This is a genomic window from Mesobacillus boroniphilus, from assembly GCF_018424685.1.
Lineage (GTDB): Bacteria > Bacillota > Bacilli > Bacillales > Cytobacillaceae > Mesobacillus > Mesobacillus boroniphilus_A.
In genome coordinates, this window is the sequence record NZ_QTKX01000001.1 from 2,410,433 (window position 1) to 2,432,136 (window position 21,704).

The following is a 21,704-nucleotide window of genomic DNA, read 5'->3' on the forward strand; positions in this document are numbered from 1 at the left end:
AGCTTTCCTTGTGTTCAATCCAAACCTGTCACGATTCCGTGGTTTTTTTGACAGCTTTCCTTGTGTTCGTTCCAAACCTGTCACGATTCCGTGGTTTTTTTGACAGCTTTGCTTGTGTTCGTTCCAAACCTGTCACGATTCCGTGGTTTTTTTGACAGCTTTGCTTGTGTTCAATCCAAACCTGTCACGATTTCGTGGTTTTTTTGACAGCTTTCCTTGTGTTCGTTCCAAACCTGTCACGATTCCGTGGTTTTTTTGACAGCTTTGCTTGTGTTCAATCCAAACCTGTCACGATTCCGTGGGTTTTTTGACAGCTTTGCTTGTGTTCAATCCAAACCTGTCACGATTTCGTGGTTTTTTTGACAGCTTTCCTTGTGTTCAATCCAAACCTGTCACGATTCCGTGGTTTTCTTGACAGCTTTGCTTGTTTTTCTCTCAAACCTGTCCGAACTTCCCTCTGCTTCTGCCCGCTTTTCTCGTTGTTCGCTCTAATCTATCCGAAATTGAACCTGCTTCTGACCGGTTCGAAATTGTCCTTTTATAAAAACATCCATCTTCCCTTTTATCTGGAAACTCCATACAGTTATTCGTCCATTTTTTCTAAAATCCTTTTTAGCCACAAAAAAAGATGAAACCCTTAAAGATTTCATCTCTCATGTGAATTATAAATCCTTCGTCAGTTCTCTTACTACGTGTCCGATTTCGGGAATGATCAGCTTTTCCATTGCCAGGCGAACAGCACCTGTTGATCCTGGTGTCGAGAAGACAGCCCGGTCATTCACGACTCCGGCTGCAGCACGCGATAGCAGAGCAGCAGAACCGATATCCTCAGTATAGCTGAGCATGCGGAAAATCTCACCGAATCCAGTAATTTCTTTTTCAAAGATGCTTTGAACTGTTTCAATTGTGACGTCACGTTTGGCGATTCCTGTGCCGCCATTGGTAAGCACGACATCCACATCGGAATTGCTGCAGCCTTTCAGAACTTCCGATTTAATTGGTTCAGCCTCATCTTTGACAATCACGTAATCAACGATCTTATGCCCTGCAGCCTCGAGCATTTCCATCATCAGCTTGCCGCTTTTATCCGTATCTGGCGTTCTTGTATCGCTTACTGTTATGACTTTGCAGCGCACCTGGCTCGGTGCTGCCTGCTTGTGCTCCTGTGTACTCATAACCCTACAGTGCTCCTTTTTCTTTGAAATATCTCATCTGGTAAAATTTATGCGCAAAATCAGTGACCCTTCTCGTCAATTGATAGTTTGCCCCCGCGCCGATTGCCATGCTGATCACCGGCATGCCCTGGACATGCTTTTTGCGGAACATCAGGATCGCCATACCCTTGAAAATCTGTTTGATTGGCTGTTCTAGCCATGTCACGTCTGTCAGGTCATCATTGCCCTCATAAAAATAATAGTCTTCTGCCTGTTCGAGATCATTCTTCAACTCTTCCCAGCCAGCGCTCTGCATCCTTGAAGGCATTGTCGCAGTATGGAAAACCTTTAAAGCGACCATCATTTCATATGGAGTATTAACTTCGAATCCATAGGTCATTGCAACCAGCTGGACAATCCGTAAATTAATGACTGCCATCGCCGGGATATCTGCTCCAAGGACAAGATTTCCTCCGCTGCCCGACATTCCACCCTGTACAAAGGAATAGAGCCTGTGGCGGGCAATTTGCTGCCTGGCAATGAACTCAAGCTGTTCAATCGGCAGCTCCCTTAAATCCTGAATGGTTTCGAGATCCGGCTGAAAAACCCGTCCCGCAGAAAGAATCCGTTCCTTGGCATCCATCTGCAGCTGTGAACCCTGGATTAAGGAGTGAAGATGGAAAAGCCAGCTGTCGAATAAAGTGAAAAAGCGTTCCTGCACCTCTTCTGGCAAAAGCGAAAAAGACCGTTCAAGATATCGATCATACGCTAATTCAAGGTCATTCGGTTCATAATCATAGAGATTGTTTTCCCAAGCACTTAATTCATCCAGTACCTTTTGTTCCCGTTGAGTCAAAGGCATTGAAAAACCTCCAGCATATCTGAATTTTCTTCCAGTATAGCACAAGAAAAGCGGAAGCGCCTTGGTCAGCTCTGACAAGCGCTGGAGGGCCTGACAGTGATGTCGTTCTTTGACTTCATTGGCAGGACTGAAGCGACTCGAAGAGCTAGGCGCTACAGCTGGACAAAAGAAAAGAAGAAGCGCCTCGGACAGCCTCGACAAGCGCTGCCCGCTTAAAACGCCACACCCTGTGGCTGGCTGGCCAGCAGCACGTCCTGTGCATCAAAGGGCCTGACAGTGATGTCATTTTTCGCCTTCATTGACAGGATCGAAGCGTCACGAAGAGTTAGGAGCCGCAGCTAAACAGCCTTCTCAAGGGGCTTGGCGCTGCAGCTGGACAAATTCCCCCACTATATAAAAAGGCAGAAGCATCTGCGCTTCTGCCTGAGATAGTGATTTATTTTGCCAAACGCACAACATCACGCGCGATCATGACTTCCTCGTCTGTCGGGATGACCATGACTTTTACTGGAGAGTGCGGGTAGCTGATGAATGCTTCTTCGCCGCGCACTTTGTTCAAAGCTGGATCCCAGTAGATTCCCATGAACTCAAGGCCCTGCAGGACACGGGCACGGATTGCCGAACTGTTTTCTCCAATACCTGCCGTAAAGATGATGGCATCAACACCGCACATGCGGGCTGCATATGAACCGATGTATTTATGGATTCTGTCCGCGAAAACTTTTAATGCAAGCTCAGCACGTTCATTTCCTTTTTCCGCTTCGTCTTCGATGTCGCGAAGGTCACTTGAGAATCCGGATACGCCAAGCATTCCGCTCTCTTTGTTCAGGACATCTAATACTTCATCAGCGGTTTTATCCGTTTTTTCCATGATGTATGGAATCAAGGCCGGGTCGATGTTACCTGAACGAGTACCCATCGTCACGCCTGCAAGAGGAGTGAAGCCCATGGATGTATCGATTGATTTACCGCCCTCAATTGCCGCAATACTTGCTCCGTTTCCAAGGTGGCATGAAATCAGGCGCAGGTGCTCAACCGGACGGCCTAGCATCTCTGCTGCACGCTGGGAAACATACTTATGTGAAGTACCATGGAAGCCGTACTTACGGATACCGTACTTCTTATAGTAGTCGTATGGAAGGCTGTAAAGGAAAGAGTTCTCAGGCATTGTTTGGTGGAAAGCAGTATCAAACACAGCGACCGCCGTAACATTCGGAAGTACCTGCTGGAATGCGCGGATACCAGTCAAGTTAGCTGGATTGTGCAGTGGCGCAAGCTCGGAAAGCTCCTCGATTTTTTGTAAAACCTCTTCGGTGATCAAGACAGAATCACTGAACTCTTCACCGCCGTGAACAACACGGTGGCCGATTCCTTCGATTTCATCAAGAGACTGAATGATTCCTAATGATGTTAGTTTATCAAGAAGGATTTTTACCGCTACCTCATGATTCGGGATATCGGTAACTTCCTTGTTCTTTTCTCCATTTACAGAGATCGTGAAAATTGAATCTTTAAGACCAATTCTTTCAACGATTCCTTTAGTGATGACGCCTTCACTTGGCATTTCGAACAATTGGAACTTTAGTGACGAACTGCCGGCATTGATTGCAATTATTTTAGACATTTTGTACCGCTCCTTTTATATAACAACCTGATTAAAAACCCAGTGAAATAGTACACCATTATTGTGTGCCACAGGCCGCTATTATATCTCTCATTTTCCCATTTAAACACTGTCTTTTTCACATTTCAAGCAAAGCTTTTCCAAATAGGAAATGAGTTTTTATTCAGATACTTCTAATGATTAGAAAAAAATATTGCCATGTTTTATATACCCGAAACAAACGAAAAGAACCGGTAATGATCCGGTTCTATTGCTGAGCCGTTTTATTTTCGGTATACCATTGATCGATTTTATTCAGCATCCTGTTCACGGCTGCTCCGTCCGATAGTTTTGGAAGCTCGGCAAGGAGTGCCTGTTGTGGTGCTTTCACTTCTTCACCGTTTTTCTGCAAAATAAGGATACTTTTAGCTGCCTGCTTATTTTTAAACAATGAAGCTGGAAGCTGTAAAACACCCTGGACAATCAGATATTTTTTAATGAACTCATGAAGCATCGGCGCCTGTTCACTTTCAAAAAGACCATTAGGAATCATTAAGAACAAATACCCGCCTTCTTTTACATGTTTTGTACTTTGTTCGATGAACATGTGATGGGAGTACGTATGGCCTTCTTTTGCTTTTACCTCATATTGCTCCGCTCGAAGGTCATTTGGATAGTAACCCACTGGCAGGTCACATACGACTGCATCCGCAGGATCAACAAACAATGGTTCAAGGCTGTCCTGATTGAAAAATTCGACCGGATGCTTTTGTAGATTGGCATTTACGAAAGCCAGCCGGATCAGCAGGTCATCAATTTCAACACCGACAGACTCGATTTCTTTATCAGTCTGCTGGTTCAATACCGTAGCCAGCAGGTTCCCGGTTCCGACCGCAGGGTCAAGGAGCCTGAATGACTTCTTAGCGACAAACTTGTTGACTAGATAGCCAATGAACATGCCGACAGAATCAGGTGTCATTTGATGGTTAGGCTGGACATGCTCCTTCATCCCCTTCAAAATCGCAAGCTGGAAGCCTTTGCGGATTTCTTCTTTGCTAAAGGAATCAAGGCTGATCTCCTTATATACTTTTTCAAGCCGTTTCTTTGTAACTTCATTTAGTTCGTCTTGAAGCACTGTGCCCTGGAACATGTTTTCCCCGCTTTCAGCCAGCGCCTCTAAATATGTAGATGATAACTCTTCTTTTAAAATATCTGCAGTAGTATTGAATGCAGTAAATAATTGTTCGACCGGAGTCACACTCACTTTACTTCCTCCTGATTTGAATAGATATTTATTTATTTTATCTGTGTTTTGCATTGTGTACAAGGTATATGGCTGTTTAAAAGAAATTCGGTTACCGGAAGAACCAGCTTAACTGTGCACAGAGGTTCTATCGGAATCCATAATCTCACTTATTCAAAGCAAAACAAGCCGCAGTTTCTTTCTGCGGCTTGTTCCAAAATTGTATATTAGTTTGCTTGCTTTGCAGCCTCTATTGCCGCTTCGTAGTTAGGGTGATCAGTTGCTTCGCTTACATACTCAACATATGTTACTTTGTCGTTTGAATCAACAACAAATACTGCGCGAGCTAGCAGGCGTAGTTCCTTGATAGCTACTCCGTAAGCTTCTCCGAATGAAAGTTCTCGGTGGTCAGACAAAGTCTGGACATTTTCGATTCCAGCCGCACCACACCAGCGCTTTTGCGCGAAAGGAAGGTCCACACTGACTGTCAAAATCTTAACGTTATCAAGGTTTGCAGCTACTTCATTGAAACGGCGAGTCTGTGCGTCACAAACTCCTGTGTCAAGTGAAGGAACAACACTGATTAAACGTACTTGTCCTTTTGAATCCTGAAGTGTCACTCCAGAAAGATCGTTTGCAAGCACTTTGAAATCTGGTGCCTGGTCTCCAACCTTTACTTCATTTCCTAGCAATGTAACTGAGTTCCCCTTAAATGTAACAGATGCCATACCTGCTCATCCTCCTTGTCCATTATATGTACAGTGTTAATATATCTTTTAAAGAATCTTTTTGCAATTATTTAACTAAAGGAACAGCGTCCCCAACATACATAGATAAGCTGCCTTTCCACTGGAAAAGGCAGCTTCCTGCAAAATTATTGATATTACCGTTACATCGTAAATCAAGCTACTTAAAATTCAAGGTCTGTTTTCGGACCGTTGTAATCAGATTGAGACTGAGATTGGGCTTGATTTTTGTTTTGGCTGCCATCCTGGCTGTTCTGGTCTTTCTTTGACATCATTTGCTGGATTTTTTCCACAGCCTGTGGGGCCAGGTCAAGGATCTTTTCATACAAATGAGTACTTTCGTCAAGATGAAGCATTTTTACACCTTTTGAGCTTACAATCAGGAAAGCAATTGGCGTGATTGACACACCGCCGCCGCTTCCTCCTCCAAATGGGTGCTGGGATCCTCCGGATTGTCCTCCAGAGCCGCCTGATCCCCCAGAGCCACCAGAGCCGCCGGAACCTCCCTTCGAGCTTTCCAAAACAAATTCACTTCCACCAGCTGCGAAACCGAAACCAACCTTTGAAACTGTCAGGATTACACTTCCATCCGGTGTTTCTACTGGGTCCCCAATGATTGTGTTGACATCAATCATTTCTTTCAAGCTTTCCATGGCAGTTGTCATTAGTCCTTGAATTGGATGGTCGGACATTCCTGTTTCCTCCTTATTTTAGACAGAATTAGTATTATCACCAGAAAGAGCGGATAATGGCTTTGATTTAAAATCAGGCCAGCCGCCTTTCCAATATTTAACCAGCTTTATTCCTGCTAAAATAGCATGCCCGACTCTCACTTGAATCATACATTTAAAACTAGTAATTGAAACAGTTTGCTGGAAACTTGGTGTAATCGTCATGACAGGCATCTCTTTCATTTTCATATAGTTGCTTAGAAGCCCAATTACACCGCCTTTGACTGCCCAAAAAGCACCAGTAATCACAGCTGTTGCTGCTGCATCCGATACGCCTACCATAGTGTGCCATTCAATATTCTGAATCGTAACCTTCTTTAAAAAATGCCGGACTATTTTATGGAGACCGGCGATGTGGGTGATCATCTGCCTGATATCATGCAGGCTATTAAGTAAATCATTTTTATCAATCTGAGTGGTTTTTTGTTGTTTCATATTTTCATCAGGTCCTGTTTCGACCTTTTGCTCTGCGACGATTGTGGGAGAATTTTCATCGATTTTTACTACAGGAACTTCTATCTTAAACTTGATTAATCCGCCCCATGCCTTAATTGTCACCTTAAAATGATCATTATCATTGCCGTGGAAATAATCTAAAAGAATCTTAACTTTAGTAAAAAGGATTATAATCGCCAGCACCGTGAGAAGCAGTATGGCAAGCAGCACCCATTTCATCATCCTCCACAACCTTTCAGCTTATTATTATCAACAAGAAGGCAAAAAAATAAACCTGCCGCAGCAGGTTCATTTTAGCGTGGTTCATATATGACTGTTGTATCGGCAAACAGGTCATGCAGCCCCTGTTTCTTTTTTGTAAAAGCAACGACCACATATAAAACCATGATGGTCGCCGAAATGAAACGTCCGATCCACTCGCGGAAAATAACGGTTCCCCAGGTAAGATCCTTGCCGTCCAGCTCTACCACTTTCAAACCAAAGACCATTTTTCCGAGGGTTTGGCCTAAGAACTTTGTCATTAGCACAAAATACAAATAGAAGATGACTGCTGTCGCGATGGCCATCGATGAAAAAATCCCATCCTCAATCAACGATATATCCAGCGCCCGGAACACAGGATTGATTATCATCCGGTTAATGCTCCCAATTACAATCAAGTCAAGCAAATACGCCCAAAAACGTGTCCAGAAACCTGCATAGAGACCGGCGTATATATGATTCTCCGGTTCAACCTTGCCATTTTCAAATTCCTCAGCTTCTGGATTGCCCTGGGTTTGTATATTGCTAGATTCAGACTGGGGTGCTGGACGTTTCGTTACAGTCAAAAAATCTGATTTGTCATCAGTGATCCCGGATCCATCCATGATTTCTTTCGCTTCAGATTGAGATGGTACATTGTCCCGATCTTTAAAATCATCCGAATTCATTTTTTATGCCTCCTTATTCCGCATATAAATACATTAGGCGTGGAGAATTAGGCTGGGACAATAACTTCATTAAGCCTGCCATTTCTGCGTCTTTCCCCATGAACTTTTGAGCTCCCATGCTGAAGAACGAGCCAAAACCCATGCTTTCTGAGTACTTTACGACAGTAGCATCGCCAAGCTTTTCATCCTTCCTGACACTCTCGATGACATCATCAAGGTAACCAAATCCGTCGATCAAATGCAGCTGCTTCGCCTGACGTCCATCATAAATCCGGCCATCCGCAATTTTCTTGACCTGTTCAATAGACATATCGCGTCCTTCTGAAATAACTTTGACAAATCCCTCATATGAGTTGTCGATCATCGATTGGAGGATTTCTCGCTCATCCTCTGTCATTGGTCTCGAAGGGCTCATAATATCCTTGTATGGTCCACTTTTGATTGTCGTGAATTCAACTCCATACTTTTCTGCAAGCCCGGCATAATTAACTCCCTGCATGATGACACCCAGCGATCCAGTAAGCGTTTCAGGGCTTGCAAAAATTTTGTCAGCGGGCGCAGATACATAATAACCTCCAGAAGCGGCCATTGATCCCATTGACACGTAAATCGGCTTTTCCGTTTCCTTCTGGATTTCCTTGATTTTGTCATGAATTTGCGCACTTTCCACGACGCCGCCTCCAGGAGAGTTCACTTGAAGGATGATAGCCTTAACATCTTCTGCTTCCTTGACATAATCAAGCTGTTCCATAAAAGCTTTATGATTGTATAGTGGACTTTCAAAGAATGATTCAGCATCTCCCGTATCCTGGATCACCCCATTGATGGACAATACCGCTATTTTGCTCAGCATGTCACCTTCTTCGATAATTTCTTCCGCAAACAGTTCTTCCGATACTGCAAACATATCCGTAAAAGCATTTTCTGCGTCACTGAAAGCGAATGTAGACAGAAGATTAATAACTGTTGATGCAATGAATAATCCGACGGCTATCCCTAAAGCAGCCCACCTTTTACCATTCATCTTGAAGCCCCCTTGTAAGTTTCTCGTACTTTCAAAACCTTATGAAAAAATGATAAACTGATGTCAATAACATTTATTTTAGCAAAAGTTTTTAAAAGTGGGTAAAAATATGGAAGAAATACATAATGTTTGGAGGAATTTATAATGCCAGATCGCCGCAATATTTATTTTCACCATAAACCAGACACAACCATGCTGGAAAAAGTTGAGCCTATTTATGAACTTGCTCGCCGCTATGATTTCAATATCGTGAACGACCATCGCACCGCAAATATCATCGTAAGCATTGGTGATGATGGTACCTTCCTGCAGGCTGTCAGAAAGACCGGATTCCGAGATGATTGCTTGTATGCCGGTATTTCAGTCACTGGGTCCTTGAATATGTACTGCGATTTCCATCTTGAAGATACTGATAAAATGATTGAAGCGATCACCACTGCACAAATCGAAGTCAGGCGCTACCCGACCATTGAGGTTACAATCGATGGAGATACAACATTTGGCTGCTTGAACGAGTTCAGCGTCCGTTCAGCAATCATCAAAGCTTTTGTGATGGATGTATTTATCGACGACAAGCATTTTGAAACCTTCCGCGGTGACGGAATGATCGTCGCAACTCCTACCGGAAGCACGGCGTATAACAAGTCTGTCAATGGAGCAGTTGTTGATCCACTGCTGCCATGCATGCAGGTGAGCGAGCTCGCTTCAGTTAACAATAACCATTACCGTACCCTAGGCTCATCCTTCATCCTTAGCGGTGACAGGAAGCTTACCTTCAAGGTTGCCCAGGACGGAAATGATTATCCAATCATGGGAATGGATAACGAAGCACTGAGCATCCAGCATGTCGAAAAATTCGATGTGAAACTGAGCAACAAAATCATTAAGACTGTCAAACTCAAGGACAACTCTTTCTGGGAAAAAGTTAAGAGAACTTTTCTATAAGCAAAAAGAGCTGCGGAATTCCGCAGCTCTTTTGTTCGTAATCTTTGTTGCTTTCTAAAAAATAAGTAAACAGCCTTTACATTGGCAGTCCTTTTTCTTTTTTCCACTTAATTGTCAATGCTGCTGCCAGCTTTGTCCTTGATAAAGAGTAAAGAATCAATGCCGACCAGATAAAGGTAAAGGCAAGCAGGTGGACTGTCGAGAATGTTTCGTAATAGACGAAAACTCCAAGAATCAGCGTCAATGTTGGTGCAATATATTGCAGGATACCAAGTGTTGCGAGCGGAATCCTTTGCGCTCCTTTGGCGAAAAATAGCAGAGGAACTGCAGTAGCCGCCCCTGCACCTGCGAGCAACAAGGTAGTCGACAATGAGCCGGCAAACAGTGAGTTCGTTCCCTGGTTTAGGAGGTAGGCAATATAAATGGCTGCGAGCGGCATAACGACCAATGTTTCTAGCGCAAGCCCGACAGCAGAATCTACTTTAATCAATTTCTTCGCCAACCCGTAGAGGCCAAAGGATATTGCGAGTGATAAAGCAATCCAAGGGAATTGTCCGTAGGAAATTGTCATGATCAACACACCGATTGCTGCCAGCCCGAACGATACATATTGCAGCAAGGATAGGCGTTCCTTCAGGAATACCATACCAAGAAGGACACTTACGAGCGGATTGATATAATAGCCAAGGCTTGCTTCGATCATCTGGTCTGTATTCACAGCCCAAATATACATGAACCAATTCATACTGATTAGCATTGATGCCACAGCCAGGGCGGCTAATTGCTTTTTGTTTTGGGCCAGCCCGCGCAATGTCCCTGTAAAAAGCCCCCATTTCTTATTAAGGACCAGAATTACAGCGATGAAGAAAAACGACCAGAATACACGATTAGCCAGGATTTCATCAGCGTTTACATGATCTAAAAGCTTCCAATAAACTGGAAGAAATCCCCATAATATATAAGAAAAAGCTGCGTATAGGACACCAGCTTGTTGTTCGGTCCTTTTATCCATCCGAACAGCCCCCTAATCTTTCTAGACTCGAAATAATATCATTATAAAGGGGAAAGCTGCGGACTGACAATCTTTTTTTAGGACCAATAACAGACAATTTATGCAAACTGGTTAATGCCATAAAGCAAAATAACCCCGACTGGGTTATTTTGCTTTTCGTGGTTTAAGCTTAAAGTTATAGCCAAATGTCTCTTCGGCAGAGGATATTTTATAGCCGAACCCTGACTTGAAATCCAAAAATATTTGACTTGGAAGAGATTCCAGCGATTTCTTTGGTACAAAAAAATTAATACCGCTTTCTGTAATCATTTCATCATCAGCCTGCTTTTCTTCTATTTGCAGTTGAATGTCCGTAGCGATCGAACATGTCCCAACAAACTCTGCTAAAATTCTTATTCCTTCTCTATCGCCAAATTGGACCTTGTTTAACTCTTCCAAAGCAGCGTCTCTAATTTCGATATTCATAATTGATCTCATCCTTTCTAAATTAAATATACCCAAGTTTTCATCCTCAACGCATTCTCTAACTTTACATAAGGACTTAACCTAAATACAAAAAGCAGACCAAACGGCCTGCCTCTTGTTACATTATTTATTTTGCGCCTTCCAATTCCTTTTTGCGTAATTCTATCCGGCGAATTTTACCGGAAGTGGTTTTTGGTAGTTCTTCAAGGAACTCTATCTTTCTTGGATACTTGTATGGTGCCGTCAATTCCTTCACATGCTGCTGCAGCTCAGCAACAAGGTTTTCCTGTTCAGGGCTGACGCCTTCACGCAGGACAACAAAGGCTTTTACGATATGGCCACGGATTTCATCCGGCGATGCTACTACAGCACATTCTTTTACATAAGGATGTTTAACAAGTGCATCCTCAACTTCGAAAGGCCCGATTGTATAGCCAGAGCTGATGATGATGTCATCGCCGCGCCCCTCAAACCAGAAGTAGCCTTCTTCATCTTTGCTCGCTTTGTCCCCTGTTACGTAGTAATCGCCACGGAACTGCATTGCTGTCCGCTCTGGATCCTTGTAATAGTTCTTGAACAACGCTGGCGTTTCAATATGGACAGCAATGTCCCCGACTTCACCAGGAGCACAAGGCTCACCATCTTCATTAATAATCTCGACTCGGTTTCCAGGTGTTGGCTTGCCCATCGACCCTGGTCTTAATTCCATTCCTTTCGTCACGCCGACAAGCAATGTATTTTCTGTCTGTCCATAACCGTCGCGAACCTCAACATTGAAATGTTTTTTAAATGTATCGATTACTTCACGGTTAAGCGGTTCTCCCGCGGATACGGCACTGTGAAGTCCAGGCAGATTATAATCTCTTAAGTTTTCTACCTTCGCCATTAGACGATATTCCGTCGGTGTGCAGCAAAGGACATTCACATTGTATTTTTGTAGAAGTGATAAATACTTTTGTGGCTCGAATTTCCCCTGGTAAACCAGGCCAGTTGCTCCGGTTCCCATAACAGATAAAAACGGACTCCAGATCCATTTTTGCCAGCCAGGACCTGCAGTGGCCCAGACATTGTCACCTTCCTCGATGCCAAGCCAGTTTGTCGCTGCTGTGCGAAGATGCGCATATGCCCAACCATGTGTATGGACAACTCCTTTTGGATTGCCAGTCGTTCCTGAGGTATAGCTAAGAAATGCCATGTCATCTCTTTCTGTATCTGCCAGCGGAAGTTCCTCCGATGCCGTTTCCATTTCTGCATCCAGATGGATCCATCCTTCTTTTTCATCTCCAATAACGAACTTAGGCAGTTTATCCGCTTCCTCGATTCCAGCGAATTCCTCTGCAAAAGGAGCATAGCTAACGACCGCTTTTACATCGCCATGGTTGATCCGGTATTGAAAATCTTTCGTTCTAAGCATTTCCGAACTAGGGATGACAACTAACCCCATTTTCAAGGATGCAATATAAACCTGATAGGCTTCAATCAATCTCGGGACGACGACCAAAACAACGTCACCCTTCTGCAAGCCATGTTTCAAGAAAACGTTTCCAATCTTATTCGCATTATTCAGAAGTTCCCGGTATGTAATTTCTTTTGTGCTGCCTGCTTCATTTTCCCAGATAATCGCTTTTCTTTCCTGGTCCTGAGCATAACGCTCCATTTCAGATACAAGATTATACTTTTGTGGCGCAATCAATTGTTCCCTGTTCATACTCTTCCCCCTAATAATGTTTTAAGGCTGGCTTCGCTGATGCGACTACTTGCCTTCTTATCCCCAATCCCTATTATACAAAATTATTTAAAAATTTAAAATTATATGATAACACTTTTTCAATATAATAATCTTTTCCACAAAAAAAGAGCAGGGCATCTGCCCTGCTCCTTGTAGCCATATTATTAATTTTTAATTAGCGAGAGAATCCGCCACCAAGTTGTTGTTCAGCCATTTGAACCAAACGCTTAGTGATCTCTCCACCTACAGAACCGTTAGCGCGAGAAGTAGTTTCTCCGCCTAGCTGAACACCAAATTCAGTAGCGATTTCGTACTTCATTTGGTCAAGAGCTTGTGATACTCCAGGTACTAGAAGTTGATTTGAGCTGTTGTTGTTTGCCATGTGTTTCACCTCCTTGTGAGTATAGAATGTGTAGAAACACATGGCTTAATTCAATTCTTTAACTGGTAATTGTTCACAAATTTTTAACAATCTAAAAGAAAAGCGAAAGCGCCTTGTTCAGCCCCGGCAAGCACTGGAGGGCTGACCGGTGAAGTCGTTCTTTGACTTCATTGGGCGGACCGAAGCGACTCAAGGGGCTAGGCGCTGGAGCTGGACAAAGAAAAGCGAAAGCGCCTTGTTCAGCCCCGGCAAGCACTGGAGCTGAACAATTCTCGAAGTTAAAAATATATACTTTCTGTTACTAAAATAAATCATCCATTGAATCGTCTAATCGTTCCGAAGCCGGTTGGAGGATCAAACGCTCGGTTCCCTCAACCGCTTTTTGGATTAATTCATCGAAGTCGAAGAAGCTTTCAAAGTTTTGAACCTTATCCAGCTTTGGCTTTGTTTTCGGTGAAGAAGGAACAAAAACGGTACAGCAATCCTCATAAGGGCGAATCGATATGTCATGGGTATCGATTTCATGGGCGATATCCATTATCTGAAATTTATCCATCGTAATCAATGGTCTGATGATTGGTGTATTTGTCACTTCATTAATTGCATACATACTTTCAAGCGTCTGGCTTGCAACCTGCCCAAGACTTTCACCAGTGATGATCGCAAGTCCGCCTTGTTTTTCCCTAATGGCGTCTGTTATGCGGAGCATAATTCTCCTTGTCGTTGTCATCGTATAGTTTTCCGGTATTTGTTTGTGGATGGCCTGCTGGATTTCAGTGAACGGTACAATATGAAGGGCGAAATGGCCGTTTACCTCAGCCAGTTTTTCCGAAAGGTCGATAACCTTTTGTTTTGCACGCTCACTTGTAAATGGCGGACTGAAGAAATGGACGCCTTCAACCTCGAGACCTCTCTTCATTGAAAGATAACCTGCTACAGGACTGTCAATACCCCCAGAAAGCATCAGCATCCCTTTGCCTGCAGAGGCAGCAGGCATTCCGCCGGCACCCTTTATCGTTTCAGCTGAAATATAGGAAGCTTCTTTCCTGATTTCGATTTGGAGATTTATATCCGGGTTACGAACGTCCACTTTCAGCCCTTCAATATTCCTTAAGATATGGCCGCCAAATTCAGAATTAATCCCGTTTGTGTCCAATTCAAATGTCTTGTCCGAACGTTTAGCGCTTATTTTAAAGGTCTGGCCCGGTTTATGGATTTTCCTGAAAAGCTCAAGAGCAGCATCTTTCATTTTTTCAAGATCTTTGTCAACTTTAACTGCAGGGCTGAAAGATTGTATCCCGAATATGGCCTTTAGCTTCTCTGCAATCCCTTCGCTATCCTCACCATTTAAAAGGATGAACATGCGGTCACGTTCTGCCTTGATGGTTGCATTCGGATAGTCGCTTAATGCTCTTTTAATATTTTTTCTTAGACGATCGATGAATTTATTCCTGTTTCTACCTTTAGTCGATATTTCTCCATACCTTACCAATATACGGTCATACATCATTTCTTTACTACCTCGCTTAAATGTTTTACTGTCTCAGCAATTGCCTTTGCGGCTATTTCTGCTTCTTCTACTGTATTGCTATATGTCAGGCTGACCCTGATCGCGCTTTCCGCTTCATCTTGAGGTACACCCATTGCCAGTAAAGTCTTGCTTGCAGCCTTCTTTTTTGAGGAGCAGGCGCTTGTTGTTGAAACATATATATTTTTTTCTTCTAGCGCATGCACGAATGTTTCAGCCTTTAATCCCTTGACTGAAAAGTTCAGGATGTGAGGTGCACTATTCTCCCTGGGAGTGTGAATGGTAATTCCCTTGATTTGGCTGATTCCACTTCTTAATCTTTCCATCGCAGCTTTCATTTGATTCAGCTTTTCTTTGCTCTGTTCAAATATCATCCTTAGTGCCTTTGCCATCGCAACCATGCCCGCTACATTTTCTGTCCCGCTCCGCTGCTTCCATTCCTGATTCCCGCCGGAGAATAATGGAGACAGGCGGACCCCTTCTTTGATAAACAACGCGCCTGTCCCTTTCAGGCCATGGAATTTATGCCCCGAGATAGTGGATAAATGGATTCCAGCTTCATAAAAGTCCAATGGCACCTTTCCTGCTCCCTGAACGAAATCAACATGGAAAAACGCTTTTGGATACTTTTTAAGCAAGGTTCCTATTTCCTTTATAGGCTGAATGGTACCGACTTCATTATTGACATGGATCACTGACACAAGGATGGTATCATCACGCAATTCTTTCTCGATTGATCCTGCGCTGATAAAGCCGTTACCATCAGGTTTTACATATGTTATTTCATAGCCAAGCGATTCTAACTGTACCATAGCATTGTGAATGGAAGCATGCTCAATACTTGTGGTAATGATATGCCTTCCTCTTTCCCGGTGAGCCATTGCGATCCCTTTTACTGCAAGGTTATTGCTTTCCGTTCCTCCGGATGTGAACAGGATCTCTGCTTCCTTTACATTCAGCAGCTTGGCGACCTGGGAACGTGCCTGCTGAAGGAGCTTCTCTGCCTGGCCGCCGATTTTATGAAGAGATGAAGGATTTCCGAAAAAATCCTCTGAGACCTTAATAAATGAATCCAATACTTCCTTATAGGGTTTAGTTGTGGCACTGTTGTCTAAGTAAATCATCGAATCCCCCCTTGTCCAATACATTTATGCTAACTAAAAATCTTATCATAAGAAGTAATCAATGGAAAATAACCTGGAATTGATTATTAATAGTATTCCCAAAGGGCATGCATCTCCCAAAAAAACAGGTCTCCATTCGGAGACCTACGTTTTTCATCACTCTTTTTCAGATAACATTTTCTCGATTCTCTTCAGAGCACCTGGTTCCACTTCCTCGATTGAAGTGGCCGCCTGTTCAAGTGCATCCCGATAATCGTAATTCCGGAAATTCTCTTCTGCTTCGCGAAGTCCCCGGTCAACCGAAGGATATCGGCTGCGGTACCTGTTGCCATATTGAATGACTCGCTCAGCCAGCATGACTGTCTCGACGATTTCTTCAGTCGAAGCTTCCAGCTTGTCAACTGTCAGTACAGAGATTTCAAGGTATTGTTGGACAACAGGGATATCCAGCGGCTTTTCCTCAAGCTTTTCATTGACTTGTTTGATGCTCTCATTGGCATCTTCAAGAAGGTATTTGTATTCCTGTGACAAACCAGGCATATTGCTTTTAGAGACGATACGGATCAGTTCAGAAATCTTTTTCGCCAGATCCCTTACTTTATCCCTTGCCGCTATTTCGTCCTTCCTGAGTGCACTTAACTTTTCCATCAATACTTTTTGCTCTTCGACAAGTGCATCCAGCTGCTGCTTCGCTTCTTCAAGCTCCACTTTTATCAGGCTTTGCGCTGTATCGTTTTCAGTGATTCTGTGATCGATTAATTCAAAACGCTTAAGCAGGCCCTTGAGTTGTTGTTCAACATTTGTTTGCGCCGACAACTCTTTATCATTCAGGTGGTAACTCTCCTGGATATGTTTTGTCTCTTCTTTCAACGTCTTGCTTTCTGTTATTGCTTTTACGAGAGTTTCTTTTGCCTCGTATTCCGTTTTGGTGATATATTGTTTAGCCAGGACTTCTTCTTCAAGGAGATCGAATAACTTCTCAACGCGTTCCTTCAGCCCCTGAATGCCCTGTTCTGCCATTTCAACATCGCCATTTTCCAAGGAAGCCCGATATTCAGTCAATTCCTTTCCGATTTCCTCAACCTCTTTATCTGGGTTCAGATGGTCAAGTACATATCCCTGTGCAGTCATCTCCCGGACTCCATCTTTCAGGTCGCTGACTTGGGCAGGGATGACCGACTGGCAATCATGCAGCAGCGCTGGAATGGATTCCATCTTCCCGGATACCTGTTCAAGCATTGCCTGGATGGACAGGACTACTTCCCTTGCTTCAAGGTAGTTGCCATTCTCCGTCTTCTCATCAAACTCGATGAATTTTGCCTGGATGTTTTCAAGCATCGCTTCGAGACTAGCCTCAGCGCTTCCGAAGCTGTGGCGATGCGATAGAAGATTTTTCTTGTTATCCCTGTATTGCTCCTTAAGGCCATCAATTTCCTCGCGGTTTTTTTCTTCGCTTCCGACCAGTTCATTCAATTCGCCGAGGATCTTTTTAATCTTATCCTCTGTTTCCGTTAGCTTGCGGTCAATGACAGCAAGAGATTCCTTAGCCTTTTTGAATCTGTATTTATCAATGTACTCTTCTGCGTCAAATAAATAATCCTCGATGCCGGGCAACTTGGACGTAACAAGTTCATCCCACTCTTGGCGCCAGCGCTCGAATAGCTCCTCAGTCTGGCCCGTCATGTTCAATTGTTTTACCTTTGACATTTCATCCAGCACTGGCCGGTTCATGATATCGATTTTCCATGATTCATACCGGTCGACCTCACTGTAATACTTCCGTTTCATAAAATATCCGATTAAAAAAACAATTATTAATAAAGCAATTCCGCCAATTATGTACTCCATTGTTATCCCCCTGGCCTCACAAATTCCAAGTTCTGAATCCTTCTATATAAAATGAATTTATAAATGTGTGTATAATGTATTTATATTACCATGTAAACGACAATTTTTGACTATTAAATTCATATTTTTTGTTGAAATTATCCGAATTAAGCCGATTTAACTTGAAATCTTGCATAAGAGGAGGCCAAAAATCATGAGAGATGGCCATATCCACACATCTTTTTGCCCGCATGGCACTAAAGATTCGATAGATGACTACGTCCAGAGAGCCCTGGAGCTTGGCTACACAGAAATCACCTTTGCCGAGCACGCCCCTTTACCTGAAGGATTCATCGATCCTACACCGATGAAGGACAGCGCAATGCGTTATGAGGATTTGGACCGATATTTTCAAACAATCGAAGAAGCCACGGAAAAGTTCCGAGGGAAAATAAAAATCAATACCGGTTTTGAGATTGATTTTATCGAAGGATACGAGGTTCAGACTGTCAATTTCCTCAATCAATTCGGACCTCGTCTCGATGATGCCGTTCTGTCAGTGCATTTTTTGAAAAATCCTACCGGGGGATATGACTGCCTTGATTACAGTCCGGACAACTTTGGGGAGATGGTGAAAGATTATGGGTCTGTGGAAAATATCCATCTACACTACTATCAAACTGTATTGGAATCCATTCTTGCTGACCTGGGGCCATATAAGCCAAAAAGAATCGGACATATTACCCTTGCGAATAAATTCCGCATAAAATTCCCAATCCAGCAGGAGTTTACTGATGAGATTACTGAAATACTGGAGAATGTTTCGAAGCATGGCTATGAGCTGGATTATAACGGAGCTGGTACTGCAAAACCTTTATGCCGTGAACCATATCCTCCAGAATGGGTCATCAATGAAGCCCAAAAGCGTGGAATCAGACTGGTTTACGGATCAGATGCGCACCAGGTGAAGGAGCTTGGACAGGGAATTGATAGCATGCTTATTAAGAAAAGCGCAAGCGCATCGTTCAGCCCCGACAAGCGTTGGAGGGCCGACCAGTGAAGTTGTTCTTTGACTTCATTGGGCGGACCGAAATCGAAATGTATAGCCGACTGTCCAGAAACACAGAAACTGGAGACTCCGACAAAGAAGCGCTTTTTGCTTCTGCCGGCGGAGTTGAAGTTTCTGTGTTTCTAGGAGGCGACACTAGACATGCGTCTCGAGCTGCTCAAAGCTAACGCTTATCGCAAGATACTCAAGGAAGCACTCTCAGGGATGAAAACTGGCTAGGCGCTGGAGCTGGACATTTCTCGAAGTAGAATTAATATATTCTTATCTCAATAAATAAGGAAACCGGAAGCTTTACCGGTTTCCTATATGTTAATCAACAATTTCTCCTGCACTTGATTACCTGTACAAAGGGTTCCTTTAATCCATTGTGAAATCTCATAGCTGTATTTGTCAGCAAAGTATTTTTCATGAGGCTGCACATGGAGAACCTCCGTCACATAGTGGGTATTCAAAAATGGCATCGATAGCAGTCCTTTTAACTGTAGAATACTGAACTGGATGGAATGCTTCTTAAATTCCCCGTTCGCCATACCAGCTTCTAGCACCTTTTTAAACATATAGCGTTCTTTCACATGGTAGGTCGACATAATTTCCCTGACAACCTGAGAATCTATCGTCATCTCTCTTAAAATAAACCTTGTCAATTGGATATTTTGGCATTGGTATCTCAATACATTGTCAACCATCGCCTTCAGGCAGATCTCCGCACCGCACTCTAGCAACGAAAAGCCCTTTTCCAATTCTTCAAGATAGCTTTCGAAAAAAACGGTAAAACAATTTTCGAGGAGTCCATTTTTATTCTGGAAGTAGTATGAGATATTCGCTGCATTTACATCTGCCTTTGCTGCAATATCCCTCACTGATGTCCCATTGAACCCCTTCGTATTGAATAAGTAGATGGCCGCATCAATAATCGCAGCTTTTGAATTTTTTCTCATTGCTCCACCCCTCACTTTCCGCAATTAACCTTATTGTTTACCTTTCTGGAAATGATTTAAATTTCCTTTATAAAAAGCTCGACAAAGTCTCCATTGTTTCGCCGATTTTTGATACAATGTAGAGTAAAACTTCAAGAATGAGGGGGAAATACTGTGTTTAAAGTCGAAACTTACAGCAGCAGCCGTGAAAAAAACTACGATTTATTGATCAAGCAACTAAAAGCGTTGGTGGAGGATGAAAAGAATGCGATTGCGAATCTTAGCAATGCTTCTGCTTTATTGAACCAATTTCTCGATCGCGTAAACTGGGTCGGCTTTTACCTGATGGAAGATGGCGAGCTTGTCCTCGGTCCATTCCAAGGCCTTCCAGCCTGTGTCAGAATCCCGCTCGGCAAAGGAGTTTGTGGTACAGCCGCATCCAAGCAGGAAACACTAAGAGTGGAAGATGTCCATGCATTCCCTGGCCACATCGCATGTGATGCAGCGTCACAATCAGAAATCGTCGTTCCGATGATTAAAGATGGGAACGTAATAGGTGTCCTTGATATTGATTCTCCGGAAAAAAATCGCTTTGATGAATTGGACCAGCAAAAGCTCGAGGAATTCGTTGCAGTGTTGGTGCAGTATATAAGCTAGTATAGACAGAGAACATAGAGAAACCCTCCCGCATTCTGGGAGGGTTTTTGACATTAAATCGAGCCAGTTTCCATTGTACTTTTTTTCCTAACAGCCTCGAATGCTGCTTCAATGTCATCTCTGATATCTTCCCATGCTTCCAATCCAACTGACAGCCGGAGCATGTTGTCTTTGATCCCCATTTTTTCTCTTGCTTCTTTCGGTACTACGGCATGAGTCATCGTCGCAGGGTGCTGGATCAGTGTTTCTGCATCACCAAGGCTTACTGCTATTTTAATAAGCTTTAACTTGTTCATAAATGACTGCGCGTCTTTTTGGCCCCCTTTGATGTTAAAGGATATAAGGCCGCCCGGCTTGCGCATTTGCTTTTTGGCAATTGCGTAATCGGGATGCTTTGGATCGCCTGGGAAAATGACTTCTTCAACTGCAGGATGGTCAGAAAGATAGGCTGCCAGTTTTTCAGCATTGTCACAATGGCGGTCCATCCTTACCGGCAATGTTTTCAAACCACGAAGCAATAACCACGCATCAAACGGTGAAATCACGCCGCCAATGTCCTTTTGCGTTGTCATGGCTATTTTTGCCATGATCTCCTTCGGACCGACTGCTACACCCGCTATGACATCTCCATGTCCACAAATATACTTCGTAGCGCTGTGAATGACAAAATCACAGCCAAGCTTGAGCGGATTCTGGAGATAAGGCGAGCTGAATGTATTATCAACAACTACCGGAATCCCTTTTTCCCTCGCGACTTCCGCGACCATTTCCAGGTCAACCAGTCTCATTGTTGGATTGATCGGCGTCTCGATATAAATGACTCTTGTCTCTGAAGTAATAGCAGCCAATACTTCTTCTCTCGTCGACATCATTGAAAAATCATGGTTGATATCATATTTTTCTTTCATGAGCTGCAGAAGTCCGAACGTACATCCATACACTCCCTGTGAGCAAAGGATGTGGTCCCCTGAGCGTGTCAGCGCTACTAATATCGCAGAGACAGCAGCCATCCCTGAAGCGAACGCAAGGGCTTTCTCCCCTTTTTCGATCGTTGCCATCCGTTCTTCCAGCATGGCAACTGTAGGGTTTCCAAGACGTGAATATATAAACCCTTCCTCTTCCCCAGCAAAGCGCCTTTCTCCCTGTTCAGCAGTATCGAAAGTGAACGTACTAGTTTGAAATAATGGAGGGGCAAGGCTTCCCCTGAATTCGTCCGACTTATATCCAGAATGGATCACTTCTGTTTCGAATCTTTTCTCTCCCATTACGATTCCTCCTATATGTTCTGTAAACGCTTACAA

22 protein-coding genes are annotated in these 21,704 nt (G+C 43.5%); 4 read left to right on the forward strand and 18 right to left on the reverse strand.

The features are described from left to right. Window positions 1–662: 662 nt before the first annotated feature. The 9 genes from DYI25_RS12305 to sppA form a co-directional block, all read right to left on the reverse strand. Window positions 663–1,175, reverse strand: coding sequence for a MogA/MoaB family molybdenum cofactor biosynthesis protein (locus tag DYI25_RS12305; RefSeq protein WP_213369091.1), 513 nt, complete (start codon window positions 1,173–1,175; stop codon window positions 663–665). A 4-nt stretch (window positions 1,176–1,179) separates the two neighbouring features. Then, window positions 1,180–2,016 (reverse strand): EcsC family protein, encoded by an 837-nt coding sequence (locus tag DYI25_RS12310; protein WP_213369093.1) that lies wholly within the window; start codon window positions 2,014–2,016, stop codon window positions 1,180–1,182. A 436-nt stretch (window positions 2,017–2,452) separates the two neighbouring features. Then, window positions 2,453–3,640: an acetate kinase gene (locus tag DYI25_RS12315; protein WP_213369096.1), complete on the reverse strand. Its 1,188-nt coding sequence runs from the start codon at window positions 3,638–3,640 to the stop codon at window positions 2,453–2,455. A 247-nt stretch (window positions 3,641–3,887) separates the two neighbouring features. Continuing rightward, complete coding sequence (locus DYI25_RS12320) at window positions 3,888–4,883, reverse strand: class I SAM-dependent methyltransferase (protein WP_213369098.1); 996 nt, start codon at window positions 4,881–4,883, stop codon at window positions 3,888–3,890. Window positions 4,884–5,089: 206 nt separating this feature from the next. Beyond that, window positions 5,090–5,590, reverse strand: coding sequence for a thiol peroxidase (tpx, locus tag DYI25_RS12325; protein WP_213369100.1), 501 nt, complete (start codon window positions 5,588–5,590; stop codon window positions 5,090–5,092). A gap of 182 nt (window positions 5,591–5,772) precedes the next feature. Further along, window positions 5,773–6,300, reverse strand: coding sequence for a GerW family sporulation protein (gene ytfJ, locus DYI25_RS12330; protein WP_213369102.1), 528 nt, complete (start codon window positions 6,298–6,300; stop codon window positions 5,773–5,775). Window positions 6,301–6,318: 18 nt separating this feature from the next. Next, window positions 6,319–7,017, reverse strand: coding sequence for a DUF2953 domain-containing protein (locus tag DYI25_RS12335; protein ID WP_342032499.1), 699 nt, complete (start codon window positions 7,015–7,017; stop codon window positions 6,319–6,321). A gap of 71 nt (window positions 7,018–7,088) precedes the next feature. Beyond that, window positions 7,089–7,577, reverse strand: coding sequence for an RDD family protein (locus tag DYI25_RS12340; protein WP_425374512.1), 489 nt, complete (start codon window positions 7,575–7,577; stop codon window positions 7,089–7,091). 160 nt (window positions 7,578–7,737) lie between these two features. Beyond that, on the reverse strand, window positions 7,738–8,748 hold the full coding sequence (gene sppA / locus DYI25_RS12345) for a signal peptide peptidase SppA (RefSeq protein ID WP_213369104.1): 1,011 nt from the start codon (window positions 8,746–8,748) through the stop codon (window positions 7,738–7,740). 144 nt (window positions 8,749–8,892) lie between these two features. Here sppA and DYI25_RS12350 point away from each other — a divergent pair, with 144 nt between their 5' ends. Beyond that, on the forward strand, window positions 8,893–9,693 hold the full coding sequence (locus DYI25_RS12350) for an NAD kinase (RefSeq protein ID WP_213369106.1): 801 nt from the start codon (window positions 8,893–8,895) through the stop codon (window positions 9,691–9,693). Window positions 9,694–9,769: 76 nt separating this feature from the next. Here DYI25_RS12350 and rarD read toward each other — a convergent pair whose 3' ends face one another. The 7 genes from rarD to ezrA all read right to left on the reverse strand — a co-directional run bounded on the left by rarD (window position 9,770) and on the right by ezrA (window position 17,781). After that, window positions 9,770–10,705 carry an EamA family transporter RarD gene (gene rarD / locus DYI25_RS12355; RefSeq protein ID WP_213369108.1) on the reverse strand — a complete coding sequence of 312 codons (936 nt, stop codon included), beginning with the start codon at window positions 10,703–10,705 and terminating at the stop codon, window positions 9,770–9,772. Window positions 10,706–10,849: 144 nt separating this feature from the next. Continuing rightward, on the reverse strand, window positions 10,850–11,170 hold the full coding sequence (locus tag DYI25_RS12360; protein ID WP_213369110.1) for an iron-sulfur cluster biosynthesis family protein: 321 nt from the start codon (window positions 11,168–11,170) through the stop codon (window positions 10,850–10,852). 127 nt (window positions 11,171–11,297) lie between these two features. Continuing rightward, entirely contained in the window at window positions 11,298–12,878 is a 1,581-nt protein-coding gene (gene mbcS, locus DYI25_RS12365; protein ID WP_213369112.1) for an acyl-CoA synthetase MbcS, read from the reverse strand. 196 nt (window positions 12,879–13,074) lie between these two features. Further along, entirely contained in the window at window positions 13,075–13,281 is a 207-nt protein-coding gene (locus tag DYI25_RS12370) for an alpha/beta-type small acid-soluble spore protein (RefSeq protein ID WP_213369114.1), read from the reverse strand. Window positions 13,282–13,582: 301 nt separating this feature from the next. Next, the gene (gene thiI / locus DYI25_RS12375; protein WP_213369116.1) at window positions 13,583–14,791 is read right to left on the reverse strand and encodes a tRNA uracil 4-sulfurtransferase ThiI; all 1,209 of its coding nucleotides are present in this window, start codon (window positions 14,789–14,791) and stop codon (window positions 13,583–13,585) included. Continuing rightward, the gene (locus DYI25_RS12380; protein WP_213369119.1) at window positions 14,788–15,933 is read right to left on the reverse strand and encodes a cysteine desulfurase family protein; all 1,146 of its coding nucleotides are present in this window, start codon (window positions 15,931–15,933) and stop codon (window positions 14,788–14,790) included. Before DYI25_RS12380 ends, thiI begins: the two co-directional genes overlap by 4 nt. 156 nt (window positions 15,934–16,089) lie before the next feature. Further along, window positions 16,090–17,781: a septation ring formation regulator EzrA gene (gene ezrA / locus DYI25_RS12385; protein WP_213369120.1), complete on the reverse strand. Its 1,692-nt coding sequence runs from the start codon at window positions 17,779–17,781 to the stop codon at window positions 16,090–16,092. Window positions 17,782–17,974: 193 nt separating this feature from the next. On the opposite strand from ezrA, the gene hisJ reads away from it, so the two are divergent. Further along, window positions 17,975–18,820 (forward strand): histidinol-phosphatase HisJ, encoded by an 846-nt coding sequence (gene hisJ / locus DYI25_RS12390; RefSeq protein ID WP_213369122.1) that lies wholly within the window; start codon window positions 17,975–17,977, stop codon window positions 18,818–18,820. Continuing rightward, window positions 18,817–18,996: a hypothetical protein gene (locus DYI25_RS12395; protein ID WP_213369124.1), complete on the forward strand. Its 180-nt coding sequence runs from the start codon at window positions 18,817–18,819 to the stop codon at window positions 18,994–18,996. The genes hisJ and DYI25_RS12395 overlap by 4 nt, the downstream gene beginning before the upstream one ends. 135 nt (window positions 18,997–19,131) lie before the next feature. On the opposite strand, the gene refZ is transcribed toward DYI25_RS12395, so the two are convergent. After that, window positions 19,132–19,767 (reverse strand): forespore capture DNA-binding protein RefZ, encoded by a 636-nt coding sequence (gene refZ, locus DYI25_RS12400; protein WP_213369125.1) that lies wholly within the window; start codon window positions 19,765–19,767, stop codon window positions 19,132–19,134. Between the two features lie 153 nt (window positions 19,768–19,920). Between refZ and DYI25_RS12405 the strand changes: the two genes are divergently transcribed. Next, window positions 19,921–20,403 (forward strand): GAF domain-containing protein, encoded by a 483-nt coding sequence (locus tag DYI25_RS12405; protein ID WP_213369126.1) that lies wholly within the window; start codon window positions 19,921–19,923, stop codon window positions 20,401–20,403. A gap of 53 nt (window positions 20,404–20,456) precedes the next feature. Here DYI25_RS12405 and megL read toward each other — a convergent pair whose 3' ends face one another. Continuing rightward, entirely contained in the window at window positions 20,457–21,668 is a 1,212-nt protein-coding gene (gene megL, locus DYI25_RS12410) for a methionine gamma-lyase (protein WP_213369127.1), read from the reverse strand. Window positions 21,669–21,704: the final 36 nt, after the last annotated feature.

Coding starts and splice junctions, on each gene's coding strand:
- DYI25_RS12370 (WP_213369114.1), bottom strand. CDS start 13,281: ATGGCAAACAACAACAGCTCAAATCAACTTCTAGTACCTGGAGTATCA.
- DYI25_RS12380 (WP_213369119.1), bottom strand. CDS start 15,933: ATGATTTACTTAGACAACAGTGCCACAACTAAACCCTATAAGGAAGTA.
- thiI (WP_213369116.1), bottom strand. CDS start 14,791: ATGATGTATGACCGTATATTGGTAAGGTATGGAGAAATATCGACTAAA.
- DYI25_RS12360 (WP_213369110.1), bottom strand. CDS start 11,170: ATGAATATCGAAATTAGAGACGCTGCTTTGGAAGAGTTAAACAAGGTC.
- DYI25_RS12350 (WP_213369106.1), top strand. CDS start 8,893: ATGCCAGATCGCCGCAATATTTATTTTCACCATAAACCAGACACAACC.
- rarD (WP_213369108.1), bottom strand. CDS start 10,705: ATGGATAAAAGGACCGAACAACAAGCTGGTGTCCTATACGCAGCTTTT.
- hisJ (WP_213369122.1), top strand. CDS start 17,975: ATGAGAGATGGCCATATCCACACATCTTTTTGCCCGCATGGCACTAAA.
- ytfJ (WP_213369102.1), bottom strand. CDS start 6,300: ATGTCCGACCATCCAATTCAAGGACTAATGACAACTGCCATGGAAAGC.
- DYI25_RS12305 (WP_213369091.1), bottom strand. CDS start 1,175: ATGAGTACACAGGAGCACAAGCAGGCAGCACCGAGCCAGGTGCGCTGC.
- ezrA (WP_213369120.1), bottom strand. CDS start 17,781: ATGGAGTACATAATTGGCGGAATTGCTTTATTAATAATTGTTTTTTTA.
- refZ (WP_213369125.1), bottom strand. CDS start 19,767: ATGAGAAAAAATTCAAAAGCTGCGATTATTGATGCGGCCATCTACTTA.
- tpx (WP_213369100.1), bottom strand. CDS start 5,590: ATGGCATCTGTTACATTTAAGGGGAACTCAGTTACATTGCTAGGAAAT.
- sppA (WP_213369104.1), bottom strand. CDS start 8,748: ATGAATGGTAAAAGGTGGGCTGCTTTAGGGATAGCCGTCGGATTATTC.
- megL (WP_213369127.1), bottom strand. CDS start 21,668: ATGGGAGAGAAAAGATTCGAAACAGAAGTGATCCATTCTGGATATAAG.
- DYI25_RS12315 (WP_213369096.1), bottom strand. CDS start 3,640: ATGTCTAAAATAATTGCAATCAATGCCGGCAGTTCGTCACTAAAGTTC.
- DYI25_RS12335 (WP_342032499.1), bottom strand. CDS start 7,017: ATGATGAAATGGGTGCTGCTTGCCATACTGCTTCTCACGGTGCTGGCG.
- DYI25_RS12310 (WP_213369093.1), bottom strand. CDS start 2,016: ATGCCTTTGACTCAACGGGAACAAAAGGTACTGGATGAATTAAGTGCT.
- mbcS (WP_213369112.1), bottom strand. CDS start 12,878: ATGAACAGGGAACAATTGATTGCGCCACAAAAGTATAATCTTGTATCT.